This window comes from Mucilaginibacter aureus (assembly GCF_053514885.1).
Genome location: NZ_CP170601.1, coordinates 1,511,626 through 1,537,663, shown reverse-complemented (window position 1 = coordinate 1,537,663; position 26,038 = coordinate 1,511,626). Strand labels below are relative to the sequence as shown.

Below are 26,038 nucleotides of genomic sequence, written 5' to 3'. Positions count from 1 at the left end.
CGCCGGTTTTTACATGGAGTGCTGAGCTACCTTTAACCTGCTAAACAAACTCGGCGCGGGTTTTAAGGTACGATATGATGGTGTAAGCTCGTTGCATTCGATAAAATTACGGCAAATATCGGCAATGTTGCTGGCCGACATACCGTCGTTTTGTACCGGTTCCAGTTCTTCCAGTTGTTGCTTATCAAAATACGAATGAACTTTTTTACCTAAAACCATCCCTACATAAACCACGGTTGAATATTGCGTGATCAGCTCGGTACAATTGGCTATCATGTGGTTGGTGTTACCGCTTTGATAGATCAGCGTACCTTCGGGCGCATATTTGCGGATCTCGGCTTCGGCCCGTTCAAATCTCTCGTTCGGGTGTAATTTGAAAAGCAAACGGCGGCCATCTGCTATCTTTACTGCTTCCTTAATAAATGCAGGCCGGTTTTCCCACCTAAAAGTTTCGCGCATATCGCTGGTTGCAACCATTACGTAGTTGCGGTGCGGAAAATCGTTATTCAGGTATTGCTGGATATTATCGTAGTTAGGCATCCCGGTAACTATTATCTTGCGTGCATCTGTACCTAAATTACTCAGGTATTTTTTATACCCTTCTGAAGCTGCAAAGTAAATATCACAAATATTTGATGAGCCGTTAAGCGATGTATTGCCACTTAAAATAGGCGGAAGTTTCAGCGCTTTAACAATACGGCTCACGGTGGTAAACCTGTCTATCATGCCTTCCTGCACCCATACGGTTTTGGTTTGACGCATCCGTTGGGGTATGTGCAGGTCACTGCAATATACAACCAGGTCGTACTTATTCTTTTTAGCCTGGTAATCTATCTGCAGCTTGTGCTTTCTTAAATATTCTTCCGATCTTTCTTTAAACTGTCCGGCTAAAATAGTGCCGTCGAGCAGCGAAGTATGCTCTATCAACTTGTTTACCCATTTCAGGTCGGTAAAAAACTGGCAAAACCAGCAATCATAATCACCCAGTTCCTGGGCTATCTGGTGCATTTGCGAAGTTTGATTGATGGAACCGGTTATGAATAGTATTTTTTTCTTCATAATACCTAATTCATTTTTATTTACAACAACTCTACCATTTTGTTAGTGGCCGCAGGTAGTTGAACGGCAAAGGTCAGCTTATTAACTGTTAATTGTAACAGGTTAATTACGCAGCAAAGTTAGATTTTATACCATGTTAACAACCCCATTATTCCATTTTTGACATAGTAGTGATAGATATCCTTCGCTACTTAACTATTGCGATATCTTTTTTATAATTTGCAACCTGTCCAAATCAATCATCATGCCAGTTCGCAATTTCACATCGTTACGTTATCCTATCATCACCTTAATGTTATTTTTTTGCTGCCTTAATATTAAAGCGCAGGTTAGCCATTTTTCGCATCATATCGTATTAAACAGGGGTGCGGCACTCGATCTTACAACACCAGCCGGTTACCATATTACCGTAGCGGCACAGGATATGCACCGGCTGCGCTTTTTGGCAAAAAGCCCCGATGGGAGGTTATTTTGTACAGATATGCATAGCCTGGCCGACAATAAGCAAGGCTGCATTTATCTTTTTGAAGACTGGGATAATACCGCCAAAAAATTTAATAAAACCACAGTTTTTGCCGATAAACTGCACAACCCCAACCAGGTAATGTTTTACACCGATAAAGGGAAAAACTATATCTACATTGCCGAAACTGATAAATTATCGCGCTTTGAGTATCACAACGGCGACAGATCTTTACAGGGCACAGGGCAGATACTGGCGCATTATCCCGATTACGGACTGGGTTATAAATATGGCGGCTGGCACCTTACCCGCAGTTTATCACAGCATAGCGGTAAAATATATGTGAGCGTAGGCAGCAGTTGTAATGCCTGTGTTGAAAGGGAAGACGTAAGGGCATCAGTAATGGAAATGAACCCCGACGGAACCGGACAGCATTTATATGCCACAGGCATACGCAATGCCGTTGCCATTAAATGGGTAAACAACAAACTTTGGGGTACCTGTATGGGCCGCGACCTGTTAGGGCCAGATAAGCCCGAAGATACTTTTGGCACGTTTGAGCAAGGAAATAATTACGGTTGGCCGTGGTATTTTCAGTATCAGCAAAAAATATACCTGGATACCAAAATGACCGACTCGGCCAAACTGCATCACGTTAAAATACCACCTATGCCGCCATTGGCTTATTGCGGTTTTAAGGCGCACTCGGCGCCATTGGGTTTTGATTACTTTGCCAACTTTAACGACGCCCGGTTAAAAAATAATTTCCTGGTAGCTCTGCATGGCTCTACAACCATCTCGCGGCAACGGGGTAATGCGGTAGTAATGATAACCGGCAAAGACCAGTATGTGGAGATTGTAAGCGGTTTTCAAACCGGCAAGAAAAACACCGACCGCCATGGCCGGGCCTGCGATGTAATGATGAACGATGCCAATTCATTTTTTATTACCGACGATAAGAACGGAGCCTTGTATTATGTGTGGAAGTGACCAGATACAAAACAGGCCCGGGATACGGGCCTGTTTTAAACACTAACTAAACTTTCAGCTATTAGATCGCGATCAGCGTATTAATATTCCAGTGCGGGAATACCACATCCTTGCCGTTGTACGCCTTAGGGAACAACAACGGGATGGATTGCAGGTATTGCAATTGGAAAAACGTTGGGTTTTCATCCTGCGTTGGTGCGTAAGTTGGATTGTTTTGCACTGTTTCGATCATAAAGGTGCAGATAAAATCCTGCGGGCCGATCACCCCTCTGGCAAACGGCACATTAAGCACACCGCCCTGGTCGTTCGCGGTAGTTACCGCCATCGATACGATCTCGCTGATATTGCTGGTGTATTTGTTGAGTAACGAGATCGGGTTAACAAAATCGTCAACCGTTAAAGTGGTTTGCCCGATATTATCCAGCGAAACCGCAATTTGTGCCCTGTAATCAGCCTGTAAAGCTGTCGGGTCCGACTGATCGACAAAATACGGTAAAAAACTTAAGGCTCCTGCCTCGGTGGGAAAGTTATTGATCGCGATGTAAGGCGTCAGATCTATCGGGCCAGGTACTATGGGTGTAGATAAGGTATAGTCGGTCCACACGCCGGTTGCCTGTATGGTATTGCCATGCGGGATGGTGCCTGAACGTACTACCGGGTTGGTAATTACATAATCCGTTTCGGGCTGGCCGGTTATGGCCTGTAACCCGTTACCGGTAGGGTCGGTAGGCAATGTGCCCAGTGTTTGGTTTAGCCACATACCGGTTTCTTCGTGCAAAATATTTTTGCTGACATTTTCGGCCACAATTTGCGAATATTTAACAGCGCCCACCTGTGCCGTACCGTTGTTTTGACTGCGGTTTGGAACCGGTGCCGGTACTTCTTCAAAATTGTGCGTTTCGAACAATTGGCTTACCATCACCAAAAACTGGCTTTTGGGATTAGGTACCACCATTAAATTGAAGCCGGTATCGCCTACCCAGGTATTACCATTGATCAAAGTTTGCAGCGGGCCATAAGCAGAGTTATTGCCGTTTGCTTTGCGGTTAAACACCAGGGGTGTTGCCGCTAAATTTTTAATTGTTGCCATAAATTGTTATTTAAAATTTTTAAGGATTGGATATTTTATTTACTCTTTAATTTTAATAATTGCGCACCTTTTGCCCCGATGACATAAGATACCCCTGCAGTATTCCCGGTAACAGGAGTAGGCGCAACCGATGCATCAATGACCCTTAGTTTGGAAATTCCATGCACTTTAAGATCGGGCCCGACAACCGAAGTTTGCGGATCGGTACCCATTGAACAAGTGCCGATATAATGCTGAATGGAAAGCGCTGATGCCCTGACATAGTCTTCAAGGTATTGATCAAGCGTTTGTTCAAGCCCAACCCAGGTCCAACCCTCAGGTGCTTCCGGATTGGGGAAAATGGAAGGGATGAGCGGCAGCCCGCGCCAATCGTTAAGACTCTCGTCCCACGAAATGCGCAGCGACTGCATTAACGCAGCTTTGCATTGTTTTAGGTCATCGCCGTCCGGGTCGCTTAAATAATTAGGATCTACAACCGGTTGTTCGCGCGGGTCGGCAGAGGCAAGTGTAATGGAGCCCCTGCTTTTAAGGTGCATAGCCGCCATGCCAACGCTGTAATATGGAACACCATCCAGCGATGGCGCGCCCGGCAGATCGCTGCTGCAAACCTGCATCTCCAAATTAACCTGCGCATATTTAGGGTTAGCAGGTTCAAACTCAGGGTCGGTTGAAGCAAATACCCCTGATGTTATAAAGCCATACGGCTGCGGCGGCAACGCTTTCTTTTGGGTAAAGATGCTGGGCAGGCCCAGGTCGTCATAAAAATTCTTCCCAACAGCGGGCAGGTCCTTTACTACGTTTATACCCAGTGCCTGCAGTTCGGCCTTGGGCCCAACACCCGATTGAAGCAATATTTTTGGACTGGCAATTGTACCTGCGCTCAAAATCACTTCGTGATTTACGTGCACGGTTTTAAGTTCGCCAAACCTGTCCTGGTAATACACGCCATCAGCAATCACACCGTTCTTGCCTTCGTGTTTAAACAGCAGGGTATGCACAAATGCACCCGGCTCTACAGTAAGTCCTTTTAAACTATGCTGAGGGCCAATATATTTTTCATAACTGGTTGTGCGGCGCAAACCTGCTTTGGTTTCTTCAATAGCAAACTGAAAAGCTACCTGGCCGTATTCGGTTTTGTTGTGATTATAATCATTATTGTACGGAATGCCCTGGTTTTGTGCGGCAGCATAAAAAGCCTTACATAGTTCATCATTTTCGGCAGTAAGCACGCCTATCTTTTTTTCCAGTTGGTCAAATAGCGGTTCCAGGCTTTTGTATCCCCAACCTTTACAACCCAGGTTCTGTTCCCAATAGTTGTAGGTTGTTTGTCCGCCGCGTACGTAAACCATAGCGTTGTGTATTGTACAGCCACCAAGGCAGCGTGATTGCTGCATACTTAGCGACCTGCCGTTAAGGTTTTTTTGAGCCGTGCTATGGTAACCCCATTCAATAACCGGATCAGCTTGTACCTTAAACCACCTTTGCGGGTCCCATACATCTTTATCTTCGGCATCAACACCTAAACCTGCTTCGAGCAGCAGTACGGTAAACCCATCGGTTGCCAAACTGTTTGCTACAATTGGCCCCGACGCACCTGCACCGATGATCACATAATCATAAACAGATGCTTTTTTTTCTTCTTTACTGCTCATTATTTTTAATTAAATTGTTTTGAATTATCGCATCCCGGTATTACTTACAAAGCCACTCCCGGTCTGATAAAACCAGCCTCGTGTTTCATTACGTTGAGTGTAGAAAATGGTGCGTGCTGTGCATTATTTACAAACAAACTCCCGTATTTAGCTACAAAGTCTTTAAAATAAGGTCCGTTTATATGTGTTTGAAAAGCCGCTTCGTCATGGTATATCTCAAAAAATATCACTTCATTGGCAGCAGCTCCTGGCATGTTTGGTTGCTGGTCATCAGGCGTATGTACAAGGTAAGTTAATGTACCCGGTTCATGTTTTTTTACATCGCCTGCTAATTGTTTAAGCGCTGCAATTACTTCGTCTTTATGCTTTGGTGCGATATACCATTTTGAAATAAGTGGATACATATAGTTTTAAATATTTAGGTTTCAAACTCAAAGCTCGGGCCCGCTGTATAGGTTGTGCCCGGTATTGGGATATTCATTAGCTCAACCGCTTTGTATTTGAGCTGATACATCATGGCTACACCTTTCATTAACAGATCGGGCTGCCCGTTACAGGCATTGTGAATATTATCCAGCAAAAGCGTATAAGTGCGGTTAAACGATTTAACTTTTTCATACAGTTCCGGGTATTTCTCAAAATCAACCGCTTTGGGGTTCCGTTTCATGTTGTGCACAGCGTCCCATTCCACCACTATCTTATCACCGGTAGGGCCGCTTTTCGGTGTATCAGTGTCCTGGTATAACTGCTCCAGGTGCAGCTCGTTAAAGCGAAAATAATGCGCATACTCAATGCCCTGGCCAAACATTTTCTGGTCAGAATCTTCGATCGTATCATCAATACCTTCGCCCTGACCAACTATTTCGGCTATAGCCTGCCTTGCATCATCTATGGTATAAACCGGGATGATCTGGCCGCCGCTTCCATAGTAATGCTCTTCGGTGATCTGTTTGGCACGTTGCTTTTCATCGGTGGTGAATATGCCGCCGGGTGTATTAGCGTTTACAAATTCGAGCCCAATGCGCACCGCCTGGTAAAACTGCCCGATGGTATGGTAACCTTTGCTTTTGGGTGGCGCGTCAGTATGGGCAGGCTTTTCTATCTTTAAAAAAATATCGACGGTATGCCTTGAAAATTTCTCCAGGTTAATTACAAACGAGTTATCGCTATCGGGTAAATGGCCGGGATAGGTTGGGACAAAATCGCGCTTATTGATCTTTGGCTCACCGCCTATGGCATTCAGGATATTGCAGGCCAGTATCATGTGCAGCATTTCTTCAACCACAATGCTCCTGATCACGTCAACAGCTTTTTGGTTGGTGCCATCCTTGATGGAATAAAGCGCACATAAATACGGTGGTATGGTAGAGTGCTCCAGTTCGATGGCGTTTTGTAAGGCGGCTTTCAGATCTTCAATGTTATTTATCGTACCATCGTCGCCTGTATTTTTCTCTGCCGAAAGGCTACTTACATGCTTAATGGCAGGCAGCGGTTTAAGCAATTTTTGCCTTTTAGGATTATTGGGTTGTTGATATGCGGCTTTCATCGGTTATTTTTCAAGTTGTTTAAGAATAGCCTCTGCGGCTTTAAATGTCAGGGCCGTCATGGTAAGTGATGGGTTAGATGTACCCAGTGTAGGCATATTACCGCATCCTGCTAAAAACAAGTTTGGATGATCCCAGGTGCGCTGCTCGTGGTTTACTACCGAGTCGTTTTTATTAAAACCCATACGGTGCGTGCCCACAATATGGCCGGCACCACGGTAGGTATAACCCTGGCCCTTATAGGTTACATACCCGGCATCGTTCACCGGATCGTAAACAGTGTGATCTTCGATACCATTGGCTTCAAAGATCTGATCGGACACGATCTTACCCGCCTCCATCGATTTGAGCATATAATCGGTAGCATAATAATGGATGATCGGTTTATAGTTACCCAGCGGGTCGAGATATTGATGATCGATAGTTACCCGGTTTTGGGGGTCGGGACTTTGCTCACATTCAAAATGCAGCAAAAACTGGCGGGTAAGCCTTTGGTTCAGGTATTCGCGCAGCTCTTTGCCAAACATACCGTTGCTTACCGCAGCACTTACATCCGAACCCGGCGAAAATACCGGCCAGCTCCAGCCCCAGTTATCCAACGGCGAGATCCATGCCGCATGTTCAGAGCGGAAGGGTCCATCCCGAAAGGTAGCGATATTGGTAGTAGAACCCGGACCACGGTATGGGTAGATCTTTTCTTTGGTCAGCCCCCAGGTTAGCATTACCATGTGGTCCATCAGGTTACGGCCTACCTGATCGCTGCTGTTAGCCGCGCCCGATGCCAGTAATATTTTGGCGTTTTCGATGGCATTGGCGGCAAGCACGTAGATGGTTCCTTTGGCTACCCCGGTTACATATTCGGGCGAATCGGGATTGTTATAGCGTTTATAAACTATGCCGGTTACTTCTTTGGTTTTATCATCAATAGTAATGGTTGATGCCACTGCCTGGGTGATAATAGTGAGATGTTTAAAATCTGCCCGTTTTAATGTTTTTAACGGATTATATTTGGCCTGCACCGGGCAAATAGGCACACAGCTGGCATTACCTTCGCAACGCTGGCCGGTATAGGCATCCCATAAGGATGGCACCGGGTTATAAACATCTTCCTGGGTTTGAAGCTTCAGCTTTTTTGCAGCTTTATCCCAAATTACATCCCGGTAACGGTATTTACGATTTGGGGTAGAGTTACGTCCCTGCGGAGTGCTGATGCAGGTTAATTTATATTCGCGGTGGTTGAGCTTAACTACCAGGTTCTCGGTTTTATTTTTGATCTCCGCATCCAGGTAGCTTTGCGGTATTTTATGCATCGGGAACACATATCCTTTGCCAAAATAATCGCGCGGCGTTTCCGGGTATAACTGCTCTTCAACATCTCCCGAAACACCTATTTCCAGTTCGGCCATTTCGTAATATGGTTTCAGGTCATTGGCAGTAATAGGCCAATCCACCGCCTGGTTGTAAACGGTTTTCATTTTAAAATCGTTAGGCAACATACGCAGCGTAGTACCCAGCCAGTGCAGCATGGTGCCGCCCGGCCCTCTTACCGCATCGCTCGCAAAAGGCAACGGCCCCATTTGCACCAGGTAACCCGGCGGGGGCGGCCCGCCCGGTGTAAGTTTAACCACATCGAGCACGTTTGAGGTTGGCGCATCTTTTAGTATAGGATAGGGCGAGTTTGGGACCTTGGCTGCGGCCTTATAGAACCTATCCAGGTAGCTCATATAATTCAGGTAAGAGCCATCGCTATCTAAAGCCACGCCCGCCTGCAAACCGGCCTCAAGCAGCAATACCTTTTTACCGGCCTGAGTAAGGGTTTTGGCTAACAAAGAACCCGCTATACCCGACCCGGCAATTACCACATCATAGTGATCAGTTTTCATATCAGTAATTTTTTGTATCGATCAAAAGATTATAAAGGAGGCAAGCTCCACGAACCAAACCCAGGCTGTTTGGCGCCCGGCGGATGCGCCTCGGCAGTATCCCACATCAGGCCTTGTATGTAGGATTGCGCTGCTACTACATTTGCACCCCAGTTGCCTGTGTACCATAAGTTAATGATAGATTGCGCAAGTGCGTTATAAGCCGAAACGGGCATCAGCCTGCTGGCGATGGCCTGTAAAATTTCCGCTTCGTTTTTGCTTGTTTTGAAAATAGAGCTCACTTCGGCAAAAAAGAAATCTGCGTTAGCTGTATTCGCTTTCAGATCTTCATCGGAGTAATTGGGATTTTGAGGCGTATTTGATACACAATCGCAGTATACTGCCACCATTCCGGTACCCTGCAGCTCAGCTTTATTAAAGCCGGTTAACAATGCCGAAATTTTCAGGAAAAGTTCTACCCTGTTATCATTCATCATATTTAGGTTTAGGCTAATAATTGGTTTTCCAGATGTACTGTCCTGATATGATTATGCAATACCTTATAACTTTCCTAAAAATGATATCGATGCCAGGGTCCCATCGGCAGTTAACATGAAAGAAATGAGGAAAACTTTACAAATTTAGCAGGAGCAACATCTGCATAATTATTAAATAATTATATAATAAAGATACATCGATGTTTGATAAATACAAATTAAATAATTGTTATTTGTGTGTACACTCAAAAATCAACATATACCTATTATTTCTTTAAATATTTTGCCATGGCAGATTTATTATAACCATGCCATATTTAAGGTATTTTTACTAAAATACTAAGAGTAATTGGGGGGCTTATGAAAAACAAGGGTGAGACTAATTTTACCGGCGTAGTTGATTCAATAATAACGGCTTTATCTCAAAAACAAGTCCAACACGTTATTGTACGCGTATTAATGCATCGGCAAGGCGGTCGTCCAGGTTGTAGATGTCTTTCCTGAAATTAATCTTGTTTTCCCGGTCAATAAATGCTGTAAAATAGGCAATAAACACAGGTATCTTATTTTTAAGCGTAACGGTTCGCTCCTTCCCGGTATGCATGGCTTTATCGATCATTGCCTGATTCCATTTAGAGCTATCTGCCAATAAAAATGCGGCCAGCCTGGCAGGTTGGCTAACCCGGATACAACCGTGACTAAACGCCCGTGTGGTTTCGCCAAACAGTGATCGCGACGGCGTATCATGCAAATAAATATTATACGTGTTTGGGAACAAAAATTTCACCAACCCCAACGAGTTTGATTCACCCGGCAACTGCCTGATAGTTGGCAATCCATCTTCCTTACCGGTGATTTCCATTCGGTGCGTTCTCAGATAATTTGCATTACGTTTAATTCCGGGCAATACTTCATTGCGTACAATACTTGGCGGTATATTCCAGTAAGGACTAAATACCACATATCTGACGTTTCCTGAAAAAATGGTAGTTGGATGGACAGTTTGCCCAACAACTACCTTACAACTCCATAATAAGCTATCGGCATGGTAAACATGTAATTTAAACTCGGGGATATTAACCGCGAGATAATAGGAGTTTAAAGATACAGGCAGCCAGCGACTGCGTTCCATATTGACCAATATCTGAACGATCCGTTGTTTTAAAGGCACATTGAGCGCAGCCAGGGTTGAAGCATCAACCGTTCCGTTTATACTAAGCCCGTGCCTGCTCTGGAAGGCCTTAACCGAGGCTTGTAACGCATCGTCGTAATGTATACCGGTGGTATCGCCATTATAGTCGCCAAGCAGAAAAAGACGTTGCTTTATAAGGCTGACCGCATGTGAACTATCGCCGGCTTTGAGTTTGGCCGATACAATTGGTTTCCATTGCCCCATTGCATCTATTGTACGGTACTTTGCCAGGAATTTTTTTAGCAATTTATATTGGCGATATACCGGCTCCTGGGCTGTTTGTTTAGGAGAGGTGCTGAGCAGGCTGTCTAAGTAAGTCTTATAATCCAGCTTTTTACGGGGCACATTCCATCCGCTTGCTATACTCGTTGTGGCGTCAACGCCATTGTATACCATATCGGCAAAAGCAAAATATTGTGCAGTAAGCATCAGCTCAAGGTTAAGATCTGGCTTAGGCGATCTTGTATTCGGCGCCTCTTCATGGATCAACGAATCAAGCTCCCGCTGATACGGTATAGTACGGTAAATGCCATCATTTTCCAGGTTCATCACCCGGTTGGCCAGATTACCGGCCTGTTCGATCACCTGGCCCCGATCATACCAGGCCAATGCAAATTGACGGTCCCTATAAAATTGTTTTACCTGTTTGGCTTGCTTTTTTAAATCCGGATAGCTTGAGAAAAAACTGTCTAATCGATCGCTATCTAGTTTGAGGGTCACTTGCCCGCTGAAACTCCCGGTAATAGAATGATCCCATTCATTTTCCGCACCACTTTTTTCCGCCCGCTTTTTTTGACCTTGTTTACAGGCGGCTAATAAAGTAAGTGATAGCAATAAGAATAGTATATTTTTCATACGGCTATTGGTTTAAGAACTAAGATAAGGTTAAACAGCATAATAAGAAAGCGAAACACGCGAGAGTAGGTATCAATTTGAATTGTTGGTAACTAATTAAGGAGGTAAAGATTAGAAATCCTTCCCTCCGGGCTTTTATATATCAGTCAATTACGACATTTATCCATTATTTAATCACTTAAAATTACAGGAAAAAGAATTTCCTATAATGAAATCTTATCCATACCTTACCCCTTTAAATATTCAACTTGCCAAGTTTGAATCTTATAGCTTATCTTTTAATCTGTATCCTTCATCCATGTCACAAACCACACAGCAATTGTTAAAAAACAAGAAAAAAAACATCCTTGAACTCTGGATGAAGAACCAACTGGCCGATGAAGGTTTACGCGAAGACCTTATCAGTAACGACGAATTACGCAACCAGTCTGAAGAGTTGATCACGGCGTTAGTTGGTAATTTATCAAGTGGAAATTTCACCAACCTGGATTCAGACGAATGGAGTCCGGTTATTGAGATTTTAGGCGGGATCGCAATTACCCGTGCCCGACAGGGCTTTAGTCCCCGCGAAACCGGAAACTTTGTGTTCTCTTTAAAAGAAGCCATTTTGGAAATTCTGATGGATGAGCTTAAAGGTGATCCCATGAAGTTGTTTACAGAAAGCAGGAAGATCAATCGTTTGATGGATAGCCTTAGCGTTGTAACTTTTGAAACCTTTATTAAGGGCCGGGAAGAGGTGATATTACGTCAAACCGACGAGATCACTGAAATATCTACACCAGTGATACGGGTATGGGATGGCATTTTAGCCTTGCCGATCATCGGTACTTTGGACAGCGCCCGTACACAGATTGTAATGGAAAACCTTTTGCAGGAGATCGTGGAAACCGGTTCCAGCATTGCCATTTTGGATATTTCCGGCGTACCTGCGGTAGATTCACTTGTCGCGCAGCACCTGATCAAAACCGTAAGTGCCACGCGCCTGATGGGTGCCGAATGTATTATTAGTGGCATCCGTCCGGAAATTGCGCAAACGGTAGTGCATTTAGGCATCGATCTTTCCAATATCATCACCAAAGCAACATTGGCCAGTGCCCTGGCTTATTCGTTCAAGGAAATGCGTTTGGAGGTCAAAAAGATCAGCGCTGTTTTAAAATCTTAATAATCGAAGTTAATGGATAAAATTCCTATTCTACGGATGGGAGCTTTTTTGCTCGTGTCAATACAAGTTGACCTTTACGACCGGCTGGCACTCAATCTGGAAGCCGACCTGGTACAAATGGTTAATAAAACAAGCGCCAAAGGTGTACTGATAGATATCTCGGCGGTTTCCATTGTAGATTCGTTCATGGGGCGCATCATTGGCAATATTGCCAGTATGTCCAAAATACTGGATGCAGAAACTGTTGTTGTAGGTATGCAGCCTGCAGTAGCTATTACTTTAATTGAGCTGGGCTTGCCGCTAAAAGGCGTGCACACCGCTTTGGATATGGAAAAAGGTATGCGATTGCTGAAATCCATGATTGACGAAACCGAAGAGGACGCAGACCAAGACCAGACAGCAGATGACCTTATCACTGAGTAAAGATACCATCCAGGTCATTAAGGAACAGGATGTGGTTTTTTTAAAAAACCGCGTTAAGGAAACGGCTGTGAAAATAAAAATGGGGTTGGTTAATCAAACCCGCCTACTAACTGCCTGCAGCGAACTGGTACGCAACATGATGCGGTACGCTAATGGAGGTGTTTGTATTATCGAAGTGGTTTCGTCAGGTCGCAATAACGGCGTACGCCTGACATTTTCTGATAAAGGCCCCGGGATTCCTGATATCCAGGCTGCTATGCGAGATGGTTTTTCGACCGGTAAAAGTCTGGGCTTAGGCCTGCCGGGCACCAAACGCCTGGTTAATGAATTTGAGATTAAAAGTAAAGTGGGTGAAGGTACAGTAATTATCATTTTAAAATGGGCCAATGGTTGACGCTACACATATCAGTTTTACGGCCCATGACCGGAGTTATTTTTCACTCATCAAAAAAGAGATCCATCGGCTGGCTACCGAAGGGGGCATTGCTCCGGCACGGATTAATGCACTTGATTTGATCGTTGCCGAAATGACCTCGAATCTTTTCAAATACAGCAATGATGGGGAACTACTAATGGGGGTATTTCCAAATGGCGGTTCCCCTTATGTCGAACTCATCAGTATTGATAACGGGCCAGGGATGATAAATCCTGCCAGAATGATGCAGGATGGTATTTCCACTTCTAACACACTTGGGCACGGGCTGGGCAGTATGAAAAGAATGTCCGATATCTTCGAACTTTACTCACAGATCGGGTGGGGCACCATTGCGTTAAGCCGTGTTTATAGCGACCCTGAAAAAATTAAAGCCACCAATCAGGTTATTATGCGGCCGATAGTGGTTTATAAACCCGGCGAAAAAACAAGTGGCGATGGTTTTACCTACAAAAAGACCGACAAGTACCTGAAAATGATGTTGGCCGATGGCTTGGGTCATGGCCCTGAGGCTAACAAGGCAATCAATGAGGCTGCCGTAGCATTTAAAGTGTTTCCGGATTACAGCCCGACCGAAACTTTACGTTTCATTCATAACGCCATTAAAAAGACCCGTGGCGCGGTGATCAATATTGTTGCCTATGATTTTGCGCGCAAGGTATGGACGTCAGCAGGTATCGGCAACATTGCGTTACGTGTGTCGGGCCCGGTAAATTTTAAGAATCATATGTCCTACAATGGTATTGTTGGCCATAACATTCCGGGGACAATGAACGATCAGGAATACCCCGCGGAAGAGTTTAACCAGGTGATGCTCTGCTCAGACGGTATCAAAACGCGCATCGATATGTTACGTTACCCGTTGATGTATAAATATGACCTTAGCATCCTGGCCGCAGCTATTTATAAAGACCACGCCCGCCGGAATGATGACATGTCAGTTGTAATTGCGAAAACAAAATGATCAAAGTCGTAGCGATCTCTTTAGAAAATGAGATGGATCTCGTGCTGGCCCACAAAAGGTCAATGCGGGTAGCGGAGAAGTTGGGCTTAACCTTAGCTACACAAACCACTTTTGCGACCGCAGTTTCGGAGATTGCCCGGACAGTAATAGAGCATACTGATGACGGTTTGCTGGCTATCGGACTGGAGCAAAACCAAACACGTTACAGTTTAATGGCGACGGTCACTTTCGACAGCAGCATCCGGTTTACCAACGGTGATGCCGGTTTTTATTATGCGCAAAAGCTGGTGCCGGGATTTGAACTATCCGAGACCGAAAGCGGCAATATGATCATGATGAAGATCGGCCTGCCCCGTTCACTCAAACTCGATCCGCTAAAGATCAGTGTTTTAAAAAAGGATTTTGAGGAGGCATCTCCGCTGAATGCTTATGAAGAGATCAAACAGCGCAATGTCAGTCTGAACAGGCTGGCCAACGAGCAGGAAGCTCAACTACAGCAATCCAAGCTGATCGACGAGAAAAAGACAGAGTTTATTTCTATCGCCAGTCATGAGATCAAAACGCCGATGACGGTTCTAAAGGCCTATACTCAAATGGCCCTGGCAACTAAAGAGCCGGTGAGCGATCACTTACGAGAGTTACTCGGTAAGATTGATACACAATCTACCAAACTAATGACACTGGTGCAGCAGTTGCTGGATATCTCTAAGATAGAAAATGGCAATTTGCAGTATCAGATCGAGCCCGTTAGTTTGAATAACTTTTTAAAGCGGCAGGTAGAAGTTATGCAGCATATTTTACCATACCATACGTTTACCACTACATTTTCAGCCGATACGGAAGTTTTGATCGATGAATTAAGGATGGAACAGGTGTTTGCAAATCTGTTGGGTAATGCCGCCAAATATTCAGAACGGAACACTGATATTACGATCAGTACGCTGTTATTGGGCGATGGTTTGGCTACGATTAGTGTGACCGACCAGGGTAGAGGCATGACACCTGAAACGATGACCTCCGTCTTTGATAAATTTTATCGGGCCAAAGATGTACTGAAAAGCCATACCGGTTTGGGCATGGGTTTATTTATTACTTCCAAAATCGTTAATGATCATCAGGGTAGAATTTGGGTGCAGAGCACCGAAAGACGTGGTTCTACTTTTTATTTAACGATACCTTTAGCGACATGAGTAAAAAGATCCTGATCTTTGATGATGACGAAGACATCCAGTTAATCTGTACGTTTATACTGGAAGAAGAAGGTTGGGAGGTGAAAACCTATGCTGATTGCTGCAACATTATTGACCGTATACGCGCTTACCAACCTGATGTGATCCTGATGGATAATTGCATACCCAATGAAGGCGGTGTGATAGCCACAAAGCTAATCAAGGCCGATCTTATCTTACAAAAAATCCCGGTTATCTATTTTTCGGCGAACAACGATATTGAACAACTGGCCGCCGCCGCAGGGGCAAACCACTACCTGCCCAAGCCTTTTGATCTGGACGTGCTGAAACAAACGGCAACTAATTGGCTTAGTAAATAAAATAATTACTATAATGCCGATTTGACCACACCAGGAATATCCGGTAAGCGCTGATGTTTAAATGGCTTAGTGAGGAAATATCCGGCTTCGCATAGCGACGCCACACCTTCTGATCGTGCTACAAATCAGCTATTCCTTTTACATACAAAAAACCGCTCCCTTTCGGGAACGGCTCTTCAAAAAAAGGTCAACTTAAACCTCTATACTTATAATTAAAATAACGAGAACTCAACTCTGCGGTTTTGCTGACGGCCTGCTGCAGTTTTATTAGTAGCAATAGGCTGGTTAGGACCGTAACCCGTAGCTTCGATAGTAGAGGCGTTAGCACCTTTAGATACCAGGTAAGCTTTAACTGCTTCTGCACGATCCTTTGATAAGGCTAAGTTTAATGTCATTGAACCTGTATTATCGGTGTGACCGGCTAACTTAAGGCTGAAATTCTTTTGAACCAACAGGTCGGCAACGCGGTCTAATGTAGCAAATGAACGTTCCTTGATAGTGGCTTTACCTAATTCAAACTCCAGGTTTTTGATTGCTTCGCCTACTACCTTGCGGTCAGCCTCAGTTACAATCACTTTTTGTTGAATAATCGGCGCCGGAACTTTTAATGGACAACCTGCACCATCAACTGTTTTATTAGCCGGTGTACCCGGGCATTTATCAAATTTATTGGCAACACCATCCTTGTCATCATCACCCATATCTTTAGCTAATTGCGCAGCAGCTGCGGCGTATTGCTCCTGGTCGCGCATACGTGCTTGTTCGGCCATGGCTAAACGGTTACGCAGTTCGTTAGCTTCGGCGGCGCTTTCCTCGCGGATGGCAGCTACTGCACTAAAGTTTTGCAATTGCGAGCTTTTCTTTTTACCCATGGCAATTTCGATACCGGCATGCGCATAAGCAAAACGGTCATTCAGTGAACCTACTACACCATCAAAATCACGTGATTTCATGAAGTTAACTGTATAGCCCAAATCCAGGTTTATTACACGGGACAAACCCAGTTTAAGACCGGCACCTACTGGTACATAAAAATTGTTATGGTAATTAGTATTGTTACCGGCCGGCGTGTTTAACACATGGGCGCTGTTAGACATGTAACCCGCACCAGCAGTTAAGTAAGGTGCCAGGAAACTGCGCTTTTGGTTAAGGCTTACATTTGCTACAGTAAAGTTTGCGCTTAACGACCCCGCCCAGTTGATGCGGCTGTTGTAGCTGCTGTTATCCTGCTCTGCGGTACCTGCCGGCAATGTATTGGCACGTACGCCCTTAACAGTACCGGCCATGAAATCGGCTTGTAAACCGAAGCCCGGTAAAATTTGCTTTTTAACGTAAGCGCCGTATCCCCAGCTGATTTGCGGGCTGCGGAAATCGCCATTGTTCTCATTATTAAATGGAGTGGCTGCGGTAAGGATACCACCATTCAGGCCGATAGACCAAGTACGGAATTGGCGCTTCTGAAAACGACTAGTTGAATCAGAACCCATTGTTTGGGCGGACGCTGCGGCCGATATACCCACTAATGACAGGGCAAGCAACGATTTTGTAAAATTAAAGTTCATTGTAAAATTGTTAGTCAAGTCAGGGCTTATGCCCGACAGTGTCCAATGTTCAATAACCCGGCCCTAAAAGACATTTGTAATGATTTAGACGAAATGGGGAAAATACAGCGTGTAAAACATAATACAATATTATTAACCTGCAAGAAAAATAACTGTGTTGTTTAAAAGACAAACTGTGTTAATAATACTGAATAGGCGTAACGATAGGATGAGTTGGTAAATTAGATCTGATCTATACTAAAAACAGCCCCCATAACAGGTGGCTGTTTTTAGTATATTTAAGTATCGGCTTGCACAGATGCCGTGTTCGGCACGTTCGGCAATTGCTGCCGGCGCTTCCTGTGTTAAGTCAGTTTGGTATGCAGAACCGGCGTTGTACATAGTTATACTGTACCAATCCTGATCAATATGTACTCCACTGGGCTACGCCGTCTGGCTCCGCTTTTTTAACCTCGGCGCTTTTTGCAGCGCTCATTTCTTTATCCAGTTTTTGATTGGCTTTTATTTCTTTGCTAAAATCTTCAGCTAATTTAGTTTGGCCCTCGGTTTCCTGCACCTGCTGTAATGGGTTTTCAACGTAAATAAAATTTTTACCCATTCCTTTAATTTCGCCTTTATTCCATGGGCCGCGTACTGTGCCTTCAGATAGATTGTACACGTTCTGCAGGTAGCGCGGATCGGCGGCTAATACTGCCGGCGGGAAGTTAGGCTGGATGCTATCTAAAGCAGCCTCAAACATTTTATAGTGGGTTACTTCACGGGTCATTAGAAACGACAACGTCTCTTTGACATACGGGTCATCGGTAAATTTCATCAAGTGCTCATATACCAGTTTCGCCCTTGATTCGGAAGCCAAATTGCTCCGCAGATCGACCGTAAGATCACCGTTGGAGTTGATGTAAGATGCACACCACGGCACACCCTGGCTGTTGCGTGGTGTCGGTCCGCCGCCGGTGATGATCGGAAATTGCGGATTAGCGGATAATGCCGCATGTATCACGCTTTCTTTTTCGGCCTTGCCGTTCATAGCTACCATAAAGTCGGTTTGTTCTGCGGCATCTTTTAGTTCGCCGTTAACGCCCTTTAATAGCATCTGAATAGTTGCGCCGACGATCTCAAGGTGACTGAATTCTTCGGTGGCGATATCCATCAGCATATCGTACTTGTCGGGATGCGGCATTTTGGCGCCAAACGCCTGGGTAAAGTATTGCATGGCCGCGGCCAGCTCACCATTTTCGCCGCCGAATTGCTCCAGTAAAAGGTTGGCAAAGCGCGGGTCAGGGCGTGAAACCCTGGCATTAAATTGTAGTGATTTAACGTGGTGAAACATAAATTAAGTTTTAAAAGGTGTAGAAAGTTTGTTGAGTACGTAGCTTGAGCAATGGGGATCATGTATGTGATATTACAACCTTAAGGCAACGAGAATGTTTCAACCCCTGGTTAATTAATTTACTTATTTTAAAACCCAATCAACTTTTTCATCAAACAAATCTCCAACGCAAAAGTTATTGCTACACTATTTAATGGCGCTATCCGACGCGTTCTCGGTGTAATGAATTTTTGTTTGACAAAAAAAGCTTTTTACAATGAATGCACTATCGCCTTGGGCACGGGCAGTAAAAAATCATTTCCATGAGCGGGACCTCCCGGCCTTGGCCACTCACGAATTGGCTGGGTATCAAATCAACATACATAGTCTTTATAATTCACTTTGGATAGCTATTAAATGCCCCAAGGGGACACAGATTGTTTTGCGCCCGGCGTACGCTCCTAACGATCATTTGACCTTAGGTAAAATGACAAAGAATGATAATGGCTTAGTGATAAACCAGGCTTCGGGCATTGGCAAGTATCAGGTAAAGCTTGAATTTCCTGATGTTGATAAACCTCTTTTGCGTTATACCACTATTCTAAAAACAGATGAGCCGCTCTTAGTACCTTTTTGGCCAAGGGATATGGTGATCACAGGCCCTGAAGGGCGCACGGTTGATCCGGAAGGAACGATATTGGTTAGCCAGGTGGGCACACGCTCCGGGTTGCAATATATCACCCTGGATAAACCAAGATCGGGTTCACTACTATATTTTCAAAATCTGACTGCGCTTAATGATTATGCCGAAGCAACTGAAACAACTTTAAGCAATTCAGTTGGTGGTAGCTGGCCGGAACTTGGCTTTGCTTTGCCGCCTACACTTAAAAACAAACCCATACCGGCGCATCAGGAAATGGTATTGTCAGATGCATTTATTGCATTTAGCCCTGAGTATCCAAAAGACGAAGCTGCCCAGGCTAAACAATTCCTTAATCTGCTGGCAGATATTTACCTGCACCTGCCTAAACCAGCTACTACTTATTATACCTGGCCTGATATGGTAGACCAGGGATTGCATGATCTGGAATTTAGTCACGGTTGCTGGTCGCACGGCGCTGAGCATGATTACCTGAACGCTTATGTAGCCGATTATGAAACCCCACCCGAACTGATGGTGCAACTGGCGGTATTGTTGCCGTTGGCAGATTATTATGATTGGAAGGGGAATGACTTGCCTGCGATGCAAAAAATACTAAACGGGTTAGATGCTTTTTATAGTGATGAACTAAAAACAGTGGTCCGTTTTTTACCGGCGCTGGCCGATAAACTAAGTGGCGATGAAGAGCAATTAAAACCCAATGTGATGGACTCCTGGTATCTGCACCATCCGCTGCTTAACCTGGGTCGCATGGCCATCCGCGGTGATAAACAATGTGAAAGATTATTCAGGGGATCGCTGGATTTTACTATCCGCGTGGCACATCACTTTAATTACGAATGGCCGGTAATGTATAATATGGCCACGCTTGAGGTGGTGAAAGCGGAAACAATACCCGGCAAAGGCGGCGAAAAGGACGTGGCTGGTTTATACGCGCTGGTGATGCTGCATGCCTGGCAGCTGACTAAAGAAAATAAGTATTTGCAGGAAGCAAAAAAAGCTGCCAAAACGCTGCATGGTAAAGGCTTTGACCTGTTTTATCAGGCCAACAATACCGCTTTTGGTGCCAATGCTATGCTTTGGCTATATAAAGAAACAAAAGATCAGCAGTACTTTGACCTGGCTTATTTATGCCTGGCTAATGTTTTTAAGAACTTCCAGCTTTGGGATTGCGATTACGGTTATGCTAAAAATTATCCAACTTTCTTTGCCCTATTCCCTCTTAACGATGCGCCTTACACGGCTGCGTATGAGGAGCAGGAAGTATTCGCGGCACTACATAACTTTTTATTGTATGCTGATGGCGAGGATATCTTACCGTCAGTCAATTTACTGGTTCCCGAATTTCTGCGCTATATTTTGAACCGCGCGCCTTATTATTACCCGCCCAACCTTCCCAAAGAAATGTTGTCCGACAAGGTAAAAACCGGGCAGGTAGACCATAAGCTTTGGATTGCTATCGAGGATATTCACGATGGCTGGGAGCAGTCGGGCGCGGTAGGCCAGGAAGTCTACGGGGCCGGCGTGGCCTTTGGCATCATCCCGCGGCATTTTTACCAGGTACCGGGCGAGGATTTTATGGTATTCACCGATTATCCATCAGCCGGCTACCATCATCGTAAAAACAACCTCACGCTGAAGTTAAAGGGCGATGAACGGCTGACCTGCCGCCTGATGATCATCAAGCAAAAAGGCAAAACGCTTCCTGCATTTACACTTAAGGACAACGATGGCGAGGTAAGCGGGCACAGGCGGAAAGACGGCCATATCGAATACCAAGTCAGGGGTGGGCAATCCATATCAGTTAACTGGAAAAAAAGCAATAGCAAATGAAACCATTATACGTTGCCATAGCGCGGGATCTGAAGTTGATGGTGATACCCGATACGCAGGCACATTTGGACAGGCATACCATTATCACGCGAACTTACAGCGTTTTCCGCGATAAAACAAAAAACCCTTCAAATGATATCATTTGAAGGGTTTTGCTCAATTTAATATTGATTTTGCGGAATGGACGGGACTCGAACCCGCGACCCCATGCGTGACAGGCATGTATTCTAACCAGCTGAACTACCACTCCGTTGGGGCTGCAAATATAAGCAGCTATTTACAATTCACAAATAAAATGTGAAATTCCTTAGGCAATGCTGCCTTCCTGTAATTTTTCGGCGTTTTCGGCAAATTGTAAAGCTTCCATTATCTCTAACAAATTACCGTTCATTACTTCGGGTAAGTTATAGATAGTCAAACCGATACGGTGTTCGGTAACACGACCTTGCGGATAATTATAGGTACGTATCTTGGCCGAACGGTCGCCGGTGGATACCATCGTTTTTCTTTTCTTCGATATTTCTTCGAGGTGTTTTTGCAGCTCCATTTCGTAAATACGCGAGCGCAATACACCTAAAGCCTTGTCGTAATTCTTCAATTGCGACTTCTGATCCTGGCATTGCGCAACGATACCGGTAGGGATATGCGTTAACCTCACAGCCGAATAAGTCGTGTTTACCGACTGTCCGCCCGGACCAGAAGCGCAGAATAGATCCTTACGGATATCATTCACATGGATATCCACATCAAACTCATCCGCCTCGGGCAATACTACTACCGATGCGGCCGATGTATGTACACGGCCCTGGGTTTCGGTATCGGGCACACGCTGCACCCGGTGCACGCCCGATTCAAACTTCAGCGTACCGTAAGCGTCCTCGGCGTTTACATTAAAGATGATCTCCTTGTAGCCACCTGCGGTACCTTCGGTATAATCAACCAGCTCGGTTTTCCAGCCCTGTTTCTCACAAAAACGGATATAGGCACGGTACAGATCACCTGCAAACAAAGCGGCTTCATCGCCACCCGTACCACCGCGAATCTCCACGATCGCGTTGCGGCTATCTTCCGGATCTTTCGGTATCAGCATCAGGCGGATCTTTTCTTCCATTTCAGCCTGCTGCGGTATCAGTTCATCTAATTCGGCTTTAGCCATTTCTCTAAAGTCCTGGTCTTTTTCGGTAGCCAATATTTCGCGGTTAGCCTCAATGTTGCTCATCACTTTGGCATAAACACTATACTCTTCCACAACCTTGGTCAGGTCCTTATATTCCTTGTTCATCTGCGCAAAACGCTTCATGTCCTTCATAATATCCGGACTGCTTAGCTCGCGCTCCACATCTTGCCAGCGTTCTTTTATCGCTTCTAACTTATCTAACATATCTTTTTTCTTCGAAAATCAATTTCCCGGTTTCATCGGTTCCGGCAGCCCCGCTTTACACTGCAAGCTACCTGTTACACAACCCCATCCGCGCTTTCCGCTGCAATCGGGTTTAATTTACGCAGGCTACTGCAAATAATGTGCAAAAGTACGCAATTTATAGAATAAACGTATTTTGCGCTCTAATTAGCATTGCGCCTAATGCCAACATGACATGCAGCCACAACAACCCACATTCAGCAAAACACGTATAGCACCTACCCCCAGCGGCTATTTGCATTTGGGCAATGTGCTTTCGTTCGCGCTAACGGCTGCCCTCGCACACAAAACAGGCGCAAAAATATTACTTCGTATTGACGACCTCGACCAGCAGCGCATCCGTACTGAATACGTTCAGGATATCTTCGATACGCTCAACTTTATGGAAATACCCTGGCATGAGGGGCCGCAAAACATCCGCGAATACAAAACCCAATGGTCGCAAATGTACCGGCTGGAGAGCTATCAGCAGGCGCTAAAACGGCTAAGGCTACAGGGCGATCTGTTTGCCTGTAACTGCTCGCGCAGTTCAAAGCAGCCCTGTACCTGTGCTACACACCGATTACCTTTTGATGAGCCCGAATGCAACTGGAAGCTGCGCACAACCGATGACGATATTGTAGTGCAAACCTACCCCGACGAGATCATCACCACCAAACTGCCAGCCGATGTACAAAACTTTATCGTCCGTAAAAAAGACGGCTTGCCAGCCTACCAGCTGGCGTCTGTTGTTGACGATCTGCTTTTCAATGTCGACCTTATAGTTCGCGGGCAGGATCTTTGGTCCTCAACCCTCGCTCAATTACAGCTGGCCCAAAAACTTCGCGTTGAGCCATTTCTAAAAGTTTTCTTCCATCACCATCAATTATTGATGTCTGCCGGTAACCAAAAGCTCTCCAAATCGGCAGGGGATACGTCCATCAAGCACCTCCGCGAAAGCGGTAAAACACCAGCGGAAATTTATAGTATGATAGCCAACCTTTGTGGAATAAAGGAACCGGTTAATGCCTGGGAAGATTTTACAACCTACCTTCATATCCCTCAATAAACCAACTGCGCAAATCTGTCCCGTGGGGACTAAAGGTTGGTAGAAAAAATAAATTCAGAATATCCTTTGCCTCGTGGAGGCTACCCTTTATGCGCCCTGATAAACGGCTAACTTTCCTTCTTCTCAAACCACTCCAGCCGCAACTCATGCCCGTCAAAAACAGCATAAGTAAAATAATTCACCCATTCGCCCAGGTTTACATAACGGCTTTGCGGGGTGATCTGGATATCCAGTGGCAAATGCCTGTGTCCAAAAACCAGGTAATCAAAAAATTGAGTTTGTAATACCTCGCGGCTATAGGCCACCAGCCATTCCTGCTCCAGGTTTTTACGCACCTCGTTATGGCCCGAAACAATGCGGCTATGTTGCGACCATCGGTTGGCTATCCCCACGCCCAGGTTGGGATGGATCCGCTCGAACAGCCATTGACATAACGGGCTGCGGAAAAACTTTTTGAGCAGCTTATACTTCGCATCGCCCGGACCAAGGCCATCGCCATGGTGCAGGTAAAACTTTTTGCCCCCTCGTTCTATCAGTAACTCGTTCGATATAATAACCGCGCCCAGCTCTTTTTCAAAATAGCTAAACATCCACATATCATGGTTGCCTTTAAACAGGTACAGCTTAACACCCGCGTCGGTCAGTTCGGCAAGTTTGCCTAAAAAGCGGATATAACCTTTAGGCACAACGGTAGTATACTCAAACCAAAAATCGAAGATGTCGCCCATCAGGTACAATTCAAGGCAATCGCCTTTGATCATATCCAGCCAGCGCACTATCTTATCTTCGCGCTCGCGGCTCGCGGCATAGCCTGGCGCACCTAAATGAAAATCAGAAGCAAAATATAGTTTAGTGCGATCGGGCATACATTCAAAAGTAAGGGTATTTCGTCAATGTGCAAATGAAATAACAGGGGGAGGGAATTGTAAGAAATTTAAAAGAATTTTTTCCATTCAATCATTCAAAACTCAATCCTTCAATCATTAACAGCAGGGGGAAAATTGTAAGAAATTTAAAAAGAATTTTTTCCATTCAATCATTCAAAACTCGATCCTTCAATCATTAACAACAGGGGGGGAAATTGTAAGAAATTTAAAAAGAATTTTTTCCATTCAATCATTCAAAACTCGATCCTTCAATCATTAACAACAGGGGGGGAAATTGTAAGAAATTTAAAAAGAATTTTTTCCATTCAATCATTCAAAACTCGATCCTTCAATCATTAACAACAGGGGGGGGAAATTGTAAGAAATTTAAAAAGAATTTTTTCCATTCAATCATTCAAAACTCGATCCTTCAATCATTAACAACAGGGGGGGAAATTGTAAGAAATTTTCGCAACCCTGTTAATATCTCTATCCCAAATTAAGCATCGCGCTTAACCTTACAATATACAAATAATACCCGGCATTTTTAACCATTTCTTAAATAAAATGCATCCCATGTAGCGTTTCATCTCGTCTTTTCGTAATGGCATTATAATCCTAACATCATGAAAAAATATTATCTTTTGTTTTTGCTCATCGCAGTAATAAGCTGCAAAAAACAAGGCGCATCACCATCACTTGATATCACCGGAAAGTGGGAACTCAGAAGTCAGTCGGGCGGGTGGACGCCTACCATAACTTATCCTAAAGGCAACGGCAATATTTACGTCTTCACTGCCGGTCAGTACCAGGTATACCGGGGCGGAAGCCTTCTGAAACAGGGCACTTACACCATAGCAAAAAAGACCTCACTCCTGCAGAATACGGTGATGGACGCCCTCGTAATGGATAACGCAACGAATACGGTGACTATCTTTGTCGAAATTAACGGTAATCAACTCTCTTTGTGGTTAGATGCTTACGACGCCGGTTCTTCTGGTTACGAAAGAATTGAATAAGTGCCTACGCTTGCTATTGAGCCGGATACAAAAACACACCTGTTCAACAGGTTTTGATTTTACAACAGGATATCTTAACTTTAAGTATTATTGACCCTTGCTCATGAAAAATTTCCTGATCGTTCTGCTGCTCGTCGTGGCGATGGGTTGCAAAAAAGACAATAATACCACAGCGGCAGATGCGCCTGTTGTGATGGGTACAGGCCTGCCCGGCACCTGGGAGTTACGTTATAGCATTGGCGGACTCGCAGCCGTTAAAACAAATTACCCCGCCGGGAACGGACATCTGATGGTTTTTACCAGCGAAGGTTACCAGATTTTAGATAAAGGTAATTTAATCCGCCAGGGTAGTTACGCGCTCATCCAGCAACAATCATATCTGTTAAACAAGGTTACCAGTTGCATTACTTTTGATAACGACAAGCCCATAACATTGATAGATTTGAATGGCAACCAGGTATCTTTCGCGCTGGACGCTATCGACGGCGGATCTTCAACCTATGAACGAATAAAATAAGGATCTTCTTCTTGCGCTCGTTTGCAACGAGTGCTTAACCTGGTTCAGCGATTGTATCGCGTCTACAC

24 protein-coding genes and 1 tRNA gene are annotated in these 26,038 nt (G+C 44.8%); 12 read left to right on the top strand and 13 right to left on the bottom strand.

All coding sequences use genetic code 11. The features are described from left to right. Positions 1-9: 9 nt before the first annotated feature. Positions 10-1,059, bottom strand: coding sequence for a hypothetical protein (locus tag ACFGVR_RS06545; RefSeq protein WP_448701912.1), 1,050 nt, complete (start codon positions 1,057-1,059; stop codon positions 10-12). A 244-nt stretch (positions 1,060-1,303) separates the two neighbouring features. On the opposite strand from ACFGVR_RS06545, the gene ACFGVR_RS06540 reads away from it, so the two are divergent. After that, positions 1,304-2,512 (top strand): PQQ-dependent sugar dehydrogenase, encoded by a 1,209-nt coding sequence (locus ACFGVR_RS06540; RefSeq protein ID WP_448701911.1) that lies wholly within the window; start codon positions 1,304-1,306, stop codon positions 2,510-2,512. Positions 2,513-2,573: 61 nt separating this feature from the next. Here ACFGVR_RS06540 and ACFGVR_RS06535 read toward each other — a convergent pair whose 3' ends face one another. The 7 genes from ACFGVR_RS06535 to ACFGVR_RS06505 all read right to left on the bottom strand — a co-directional run bounded on the left by ACFGVR_RS06535 (position 2,574) and on the right by ACFGVR_RS06505 (position 11,204). Further along, positions 2,574-3,602 carry a heme-binding protein gene (locus tag ACFGVR_RS06535; protein WP_448701910.1) on the bottom strand — a complete coding sequence of 343 codons (1,029 nt, stop codon included), beginning with the start codon at positions 3,600-3,602 and terminating at the stop codon, positions 2,574-2,576. A 35-nt stretch (positions 3,603-3,637) separates the two neighbouring features. Further along, positions 3,638-5,254 carry a GMC family oxidoreductase gene (locus ACFGVR_RS06530; protein WP_448701909.1) on the bottom strand — a complete coding sequence of 539 codons (1,617 nt, stop codon included), beginning with the start codon at positions 5,252-5,254 and terminating at the stop codon, positions 3,638-3,640. Between the two features lie 44 nt (positions 5,255-5,298). Further along, positions 5,299-5,658 carry a putative quinol monooxygenase gene (locus ACFGVR_RS06525; protein ID WP_448701908.1) on the bottom strand — a complete coding sequence of 120 codons (360 nt, stop codon included), beginning with the start codon at positions 5,656-5,658 and terminating at the stop codon, positions 5,299-5,301. A 14-nt stretch (positions 5,659-5,672) separates the two neighbouring features. Continuing rightward, on the bottom strand, positions 5,673-6,800 hold the full coding sequence (locus ACFGVR_RS06520) for a ferritin-like domain-containing protein (RefSeq protein WP_448701907.1): 1,128 nt from the start codon (positions 6,798-6,800) through the stop codon (positions 5,673-5,675). Positions 6,801-6,803: 3 nt separating this feature from the next. Further along, a complete protein-coding gene (locus ACFGVR_RS06515) occupies positions 6,804-8,681 on the bottom strand; it encodes a GMC family oxidoreductase (protein ID WP_448701906.1) in 1,878 nt (625 codons plus the stop codon). A gap of 29 nt (positions 8,682-8,710) precedes the next feature. Continuing rightward, entirely contained in the window at positions 8,711-9,157 is a 447-nt protein-coding gene (locus tag ACFGVR_RS06510; RefSeq protein WP_448701905.1) for a hypothetical protein, read from the bottom strand. A 442-nt stretch (positions 9,158-9,599) separates the two neighbouring features. Then, the gene (locus tag ACFGVR_RS06505) at positions 9,600-11,204 is read right to left on the bottom strand and encodes a L,D-transpeptidase family protein (protein ID WP_448701904.1); all 1,605 of its coding nucleotides are present in this window, start codon (positions 11,202-11,204) and stop codon (positions 9,600-9,602) included. A 298-nt stretch (positions 11,205-11,502) separates the two neighbouring features. Here ACFGVR_RS06505 and ACFGVR_RS06500 point away from each other — a divergent pair, with 298 nt between their 5' ends. The 6 genes from ACFGVR_RS06500 to ACFGVR_RS06475 are packed head-to-tail and all read left to right on the top strand — an operon-like array spanning position 11,503 to position 15,735. Continuing rightward, a complete protein-coding gene (locus ACFGVR_RS06500) occupies positions 11,503-12,366 on the top strand; it encodes an STAS domain-containing protein (protein WP_448701903.1) in 864 nt (287 codons plus the stop codon). Positions 12,367-12,378: 12 nt separating this feature from the next. Then, positions 12,379-12,789, top strand: a complete 411-nt coding sequence (locus ACFGVR_RS06495) for an STAS domain-containing protein (RefSeq protein ID WP_448701902.1) — start codon at positions 12,379-12,381, stop codon at positions 12,787-12,789. Beyond that, positions 12,770-13,183: an anti-sigma regulatory factor gene (locus ACFGVR_RS06490; RefSeq protein ID WP_448701901.1), complete on the top strand. Its 414-nt coding sequence runs from the start codon at positions 12,770-12,772 to the stop codon at positions 13,181-13,183. The genes ACFGVR_RS06495 and ACFGVR_RS06490 overlap by 20 nt, the downstream gene beginning before the upstream one ends. Continuing rightward, complete coding sequence (locus ACFGVR_RS06485) at positions 13,176-14,186, top strand: serine/threonine protein kinase (RefSeq protein WP_448701900.1); 1,011 nt, start codon at positions 13,176-13,178, stop codon at positions 14,184-14,186. The genes ACFGVR_RS06490 and ACFGVR_RS06485 overlap by 8 nt, the downstream gene beginning before the upstream one ends. After that, on the top strand, positions 14,183-15,376 hold the full coding sequence (locus tag ACFGVR_RS06480) for an ATP-binding protein (protein ID WP_448701899.1): 1,194 nt from the start codon (positions 14,183-14,185) through the stop codon (positions 15,374-15,376). Before ACFGVR_RS06485 ends, ACFGVR_RS06480 begins: the two co-directional genes overlap by 4 nt. Beyond that, positions 15,373-15,735: a response regulator gene (locus ACFGVR_RS06475; RefSeq protein ID WP_448701897.1), complete on the top strand. Its 363-nt coding sequence runs from the start codon at positions 15,373-15,375 to the stop codon at positions 15,733-15,735. Before ACFGVR_RS06480 ends, ACFGVR_RS06475 begins: the two co-directional genes overlap by 4 nt. Before the next feature lie 212 nt (positions 15,736-15,947). Here ACFGVR_RS06475 and ACFGVR_RS06470 read toward each other — a convergent pair whose 3' ends face one another. Both ACFGVR_RS06470 and ACFGVR_RS06465 read right to left on the bottom strand, forming a co-directional pair. Continuing rightward, positions 15,948-17,297 (bottom strand): OmpA family protein, encoded by a 1,350-nt coding sequence (locus tag ACFGVR_RS06470; RefSeq protein ID WP_448701896.1) that lies wholly within the window; start codon positions 17,295-17,297, stop codon positions 15,948-15,950. 403 nt (positions 17,298-17,700) lie between these two features. Further along, positions 17,701-18,627, bottom strand: a complete 927-nt coding sequence (locus tag ACFGVR_RS06465) for a manganese catalase family protein (RefSeq protein WP_448701895.1) — start codon at positions 18,625-18,627, stop codon at positions 17,701-17,703. A 466-nt stretch (positions 18,628-19,093) separates the two neighbouring features. Here ACFGVR_RS06465 and ACFGVR_RS06460 point away from each other — a divergent pair, with 466 nt between their 5' ends. Both ACFGVR_RS06460 and ACFGVR_RS06455 read left to right on the top strand, forming a co-directional pair. Continuing rightward, entirely contained in the window at positions 19,094-21,100 is a 2,007-nt protein-coding gene (locus tag ACFGVR_RS06460) for a hypothetical protein (protein ID WP_448701894.1), read from the top strand. Beyond that, positions 21,097-21,246, top strand: a complete 150-nt coding sequence (locus ACFGVR_RS06455; protein WP_448701892.1) for a hypothetical protein — start codon at positions 21,097-21,099, stop codon at positions 21,244-21,246. The genes ACFGVR_RS06460 and ACFGVR_RS06455 overlap by 4 nt, the downstream gene beginning before the upstream one ends. Positions 21,247-21,276: 30 nt before the next feature. On the opposite strand, the gene ACFGVR_RS06450 is transcribed toward ACFGVR_RS06455, so the two are convergent. Beyond that, positions 21,277-21,350: transfer RNA gene (locus ACFGVR_RS06450), tRNA-Asp, on the bottom strand. 57 nt (positions 21,351-21,407) lie between these two features. Further along, the gene (gene prfA, locus ACFGVR_RS06445; RefSeq protein WP_448701890.1) at positions 21,408-22,481 is read right to left on the bottom strand and encodes a peptide chain release factor 1; all 1,074 of its coding nucleotides are present in this window, start codon (positions 22,479-22,481) and stop codon (positions 21,408-21,410) included. A 214-nt stretch (positions 22,482-22,695) separates the two neighbouring features. Between prfA and ACFGVR_RS06440 the strand changes: the two genes are divergently transcribed. Then, complete coding sequence (locus ACFGVR_RS06440; protein ID WP_448701889.1) at positions 22,696-23,568, top strand: glutamate--tRNA ligase family protein; 873 nt, start codon at positions 22,696-22,698, stop codon at positions 23,566-23,568. 107 nt (positions 23,569-23,675) lie between these two features. Here the strand turns inward: ACFGVR_RS06440 and ACFGVR_RS06435 are convergent, their stop codons facing one another. After that, positions 23,676-24,434 carry a UDP-2,3-diacylglucosamine diphosphatase gene (locus tag ACFGVR_RS06435; RefSeq protein WP_448701888.1) on the bottom strand — a complete coding sequence of 253 codons (759 nt, stop codon included), beginning with the start codon at positions 24,432-24,434 and terminating at the stop codon, positions 23,676-23,678. Positions 24,435-25,084: 650 nt separating this feature from the next. Between ACFGVR_RS06435 and ACFGVR_RS06430 the strand changes: the two genes are divergently transcribed. Together ACFGVR_RS06430 and ACFGVR_RS06425 are read left to right on the top strand one after the other, a co-directional pair. Beyond that, entirely contained in the window at positions 25,085-25,453 is a 369-nt protein-coding gene (locus ACFGVR_RS06430; protein ID WP_448701886.1) for a hypothetical protein, read from the top strand. Positions 25,454-25,556: 103 nt separating this feature from the next. Then, the gene (locus tag ACFGVR_RS06425; protein WP_448701885.1) at positions 25,557-25,970 is read left to right on the top strand and encodes a hypothetical protein; all 414 of its coding nucleotides are present in this window, start codon (positions 25,557-25,559) and stop codon (positions 25,968-25,970) included. Positions 25,971-26,038: the final 68 nt, after the last annotated feature.

What these genes read in the sequence shown, in the direction of transcription:
- ACFGVR_RS06545 (WP_448701912.1), bottom strand. Translation starts at nt 1,059, where the DNA reads ATGAAGAAAAAAATACTATTCATAACCGGTTCCATCAATCAAACTTCG.
- ACFGVR_RS06540 (WP_448701911.1), top strand. Translation starts at nt 1,304, where the DNA reads ATGCCAGTTCGCAATTTCACATCGTTACGTTATCCTATCATCACCTTA.
- ACFGVR_RS06535 (WP_448701910.1), bottom strand. Translation starts at nt 3,602, where the DNA reads ATGGCAACAATTAAAAATTTAGCGGCAACACCCCTGGTGTTTAACCGC.
- ACFGVR_RS06530 (WP_448701909.1), bottom strand. Translation starts at nt 5,254, where the DNA reads ATGAGCAGTAAAGAAGAAAAAAAAGCATCTGTTTATGATTATGTGATC.
- ACFGVR_RS06525 (WP_448701908.1), bottom strand. Translation starts at nt 5,658, where the DNA reads ATGTATCCACTTATTTCAAAATGGTATATCGCACCAAAGCATAAAGAC.
- ACFGVR_RS06520 (WP_448701907.1), bottom strand. Translation starts at nt 6,800, where the DNA reads ATGAAAGCCGCATATCAACAACCCAATAATCCTAAAAGGCAAAAATTG.
- ACFGVR_RS06515 (WP_448701906.1), bottom strand. Translation starts at nt 8,681, where the DNA reads ATGAAAACTGATCACTATGATGTGGTAATTGCCGGGTCGGGTATAGCG.
- ACFGVR_RS06510 (WP_448701905.1), bottom strand. Translation starts at nt 9,157, where the DNA reads ATGATGAATGATAACAGGGTAGAACTTTTCCTGAAAATTTCGGCATTG.
- ACFGVR_RS06505 (WP_448701904.1), bottom strand. Translation starts at nt 11,204, where the DNA reads ATGAAAAATATACTATTCTTATTGCTATCACTTACTTTATTAGCCGCC.
- ACFGVR_RS06500 (WP_448701903.1), top strand. Translation starts at nt 11,503, where the DNA reads ATGTCACAAACCACACAGCAATTGTTAAAAAACAAGAAAAAAAACATC.
- ACFGVR_RS06495 (WP_448701902.1), top strand. Translation starts at nt 12,379, where the DNA reads ATGGATAAAATTCCTATTCTACGGATGGGAGCTTTTTTGCTCGTGTCA.
- ACFGVR_RS06490 (WP_448701901.1), top strand. Translation starts at nt 12,770, where the DNA reads ATGACCTTATCACTGAGTAAAGATACCATCCAGGTCATTAAGGAACAG.
- ACFGVR_RS06485 (WP_448701900.1), top strand. Translation starts at nt 13,176, where the DNA reads ATGGTTGACGCTACACATATCAGTTTTACGGCCCATGACCGGAGTTAT.
- ACFGVR_RS06480 (WP_448701899.1), top strand. Translation starts at nt 14,183, where the DNA reads ATGATCAAAGTCGTAGCGATCTCTTTAGAAAATGAGATGGATCTCGTG.
- ACFGVR_RS06475 (WP_448701897.1), top strand. Translation starts at nt 15,373, where the DNA reads ATGAGTAAAAAGATCCTGATCTTTGATGATGACGAAGACATCCAGTTA.
- ACFGVR_RS06470 (WP_448701896.1), bottom strand. Translation starts at nt 17,297, where the DNA reads ATGAACTTTAATTTTACAAAATCGTTGCTTGCCCTGTCATTAGTGGGT.
- ACFGVR_RS06465 (WP_448701895.1), bottom strand. Translation starts at nt 18,627, where the DNA reads ATGTTTCACCACGTTAAATCACTACAATTTAATGCCAGGGTTTCACGC.
- ACFGVR_RS06460 (WP_448701894.1), top strand. Translation starts at nt 19,094, where the DNA reads ATGACAAAGAATGATAATGGCTTAGTGATAAACCAGGCTTCGGGCATT.
- ACFGVR_RS06455 (WP_448701892.1), top strand. Translation starts at nt 21,097, where the DNA reads ATGAAACCATTATACGTTGCCATAGCGCGGGATCTGAAGTTGATGGTG.
- prfA (WP_448701890.1), bottom strand. Translation starts at nt 22,481, where the DNA reads ATGTTAGATAAGTTAGAAGCGATAAAAGAACGCTGGCAAGATGTGGAG.
- ACFGVR_RS06440 (WP_448701889.1), top strand. Translation starts at nt 22,696, where the DNA reads ATGCAGCCACAACAACCCACATTCAGCAAAACACGTATAGCACCTACC.
- ACFGVR_RS06435 (WP_448701888.1), bottom strand. Translation starts at nt 24,434, where the DNA reads ATGCCCGATCGCACTAAACTATATTTTGCTTCTGATTTTCATTTAGGT.
- ACFGVR_RS06425 (WP_448701885.1), top strand. Translation starts at nt 25,557, where the DNA reads ATGAAAAATTTCCTGATCGTTCTGCTGCTCGTCGTGGCGATGGGTTGC.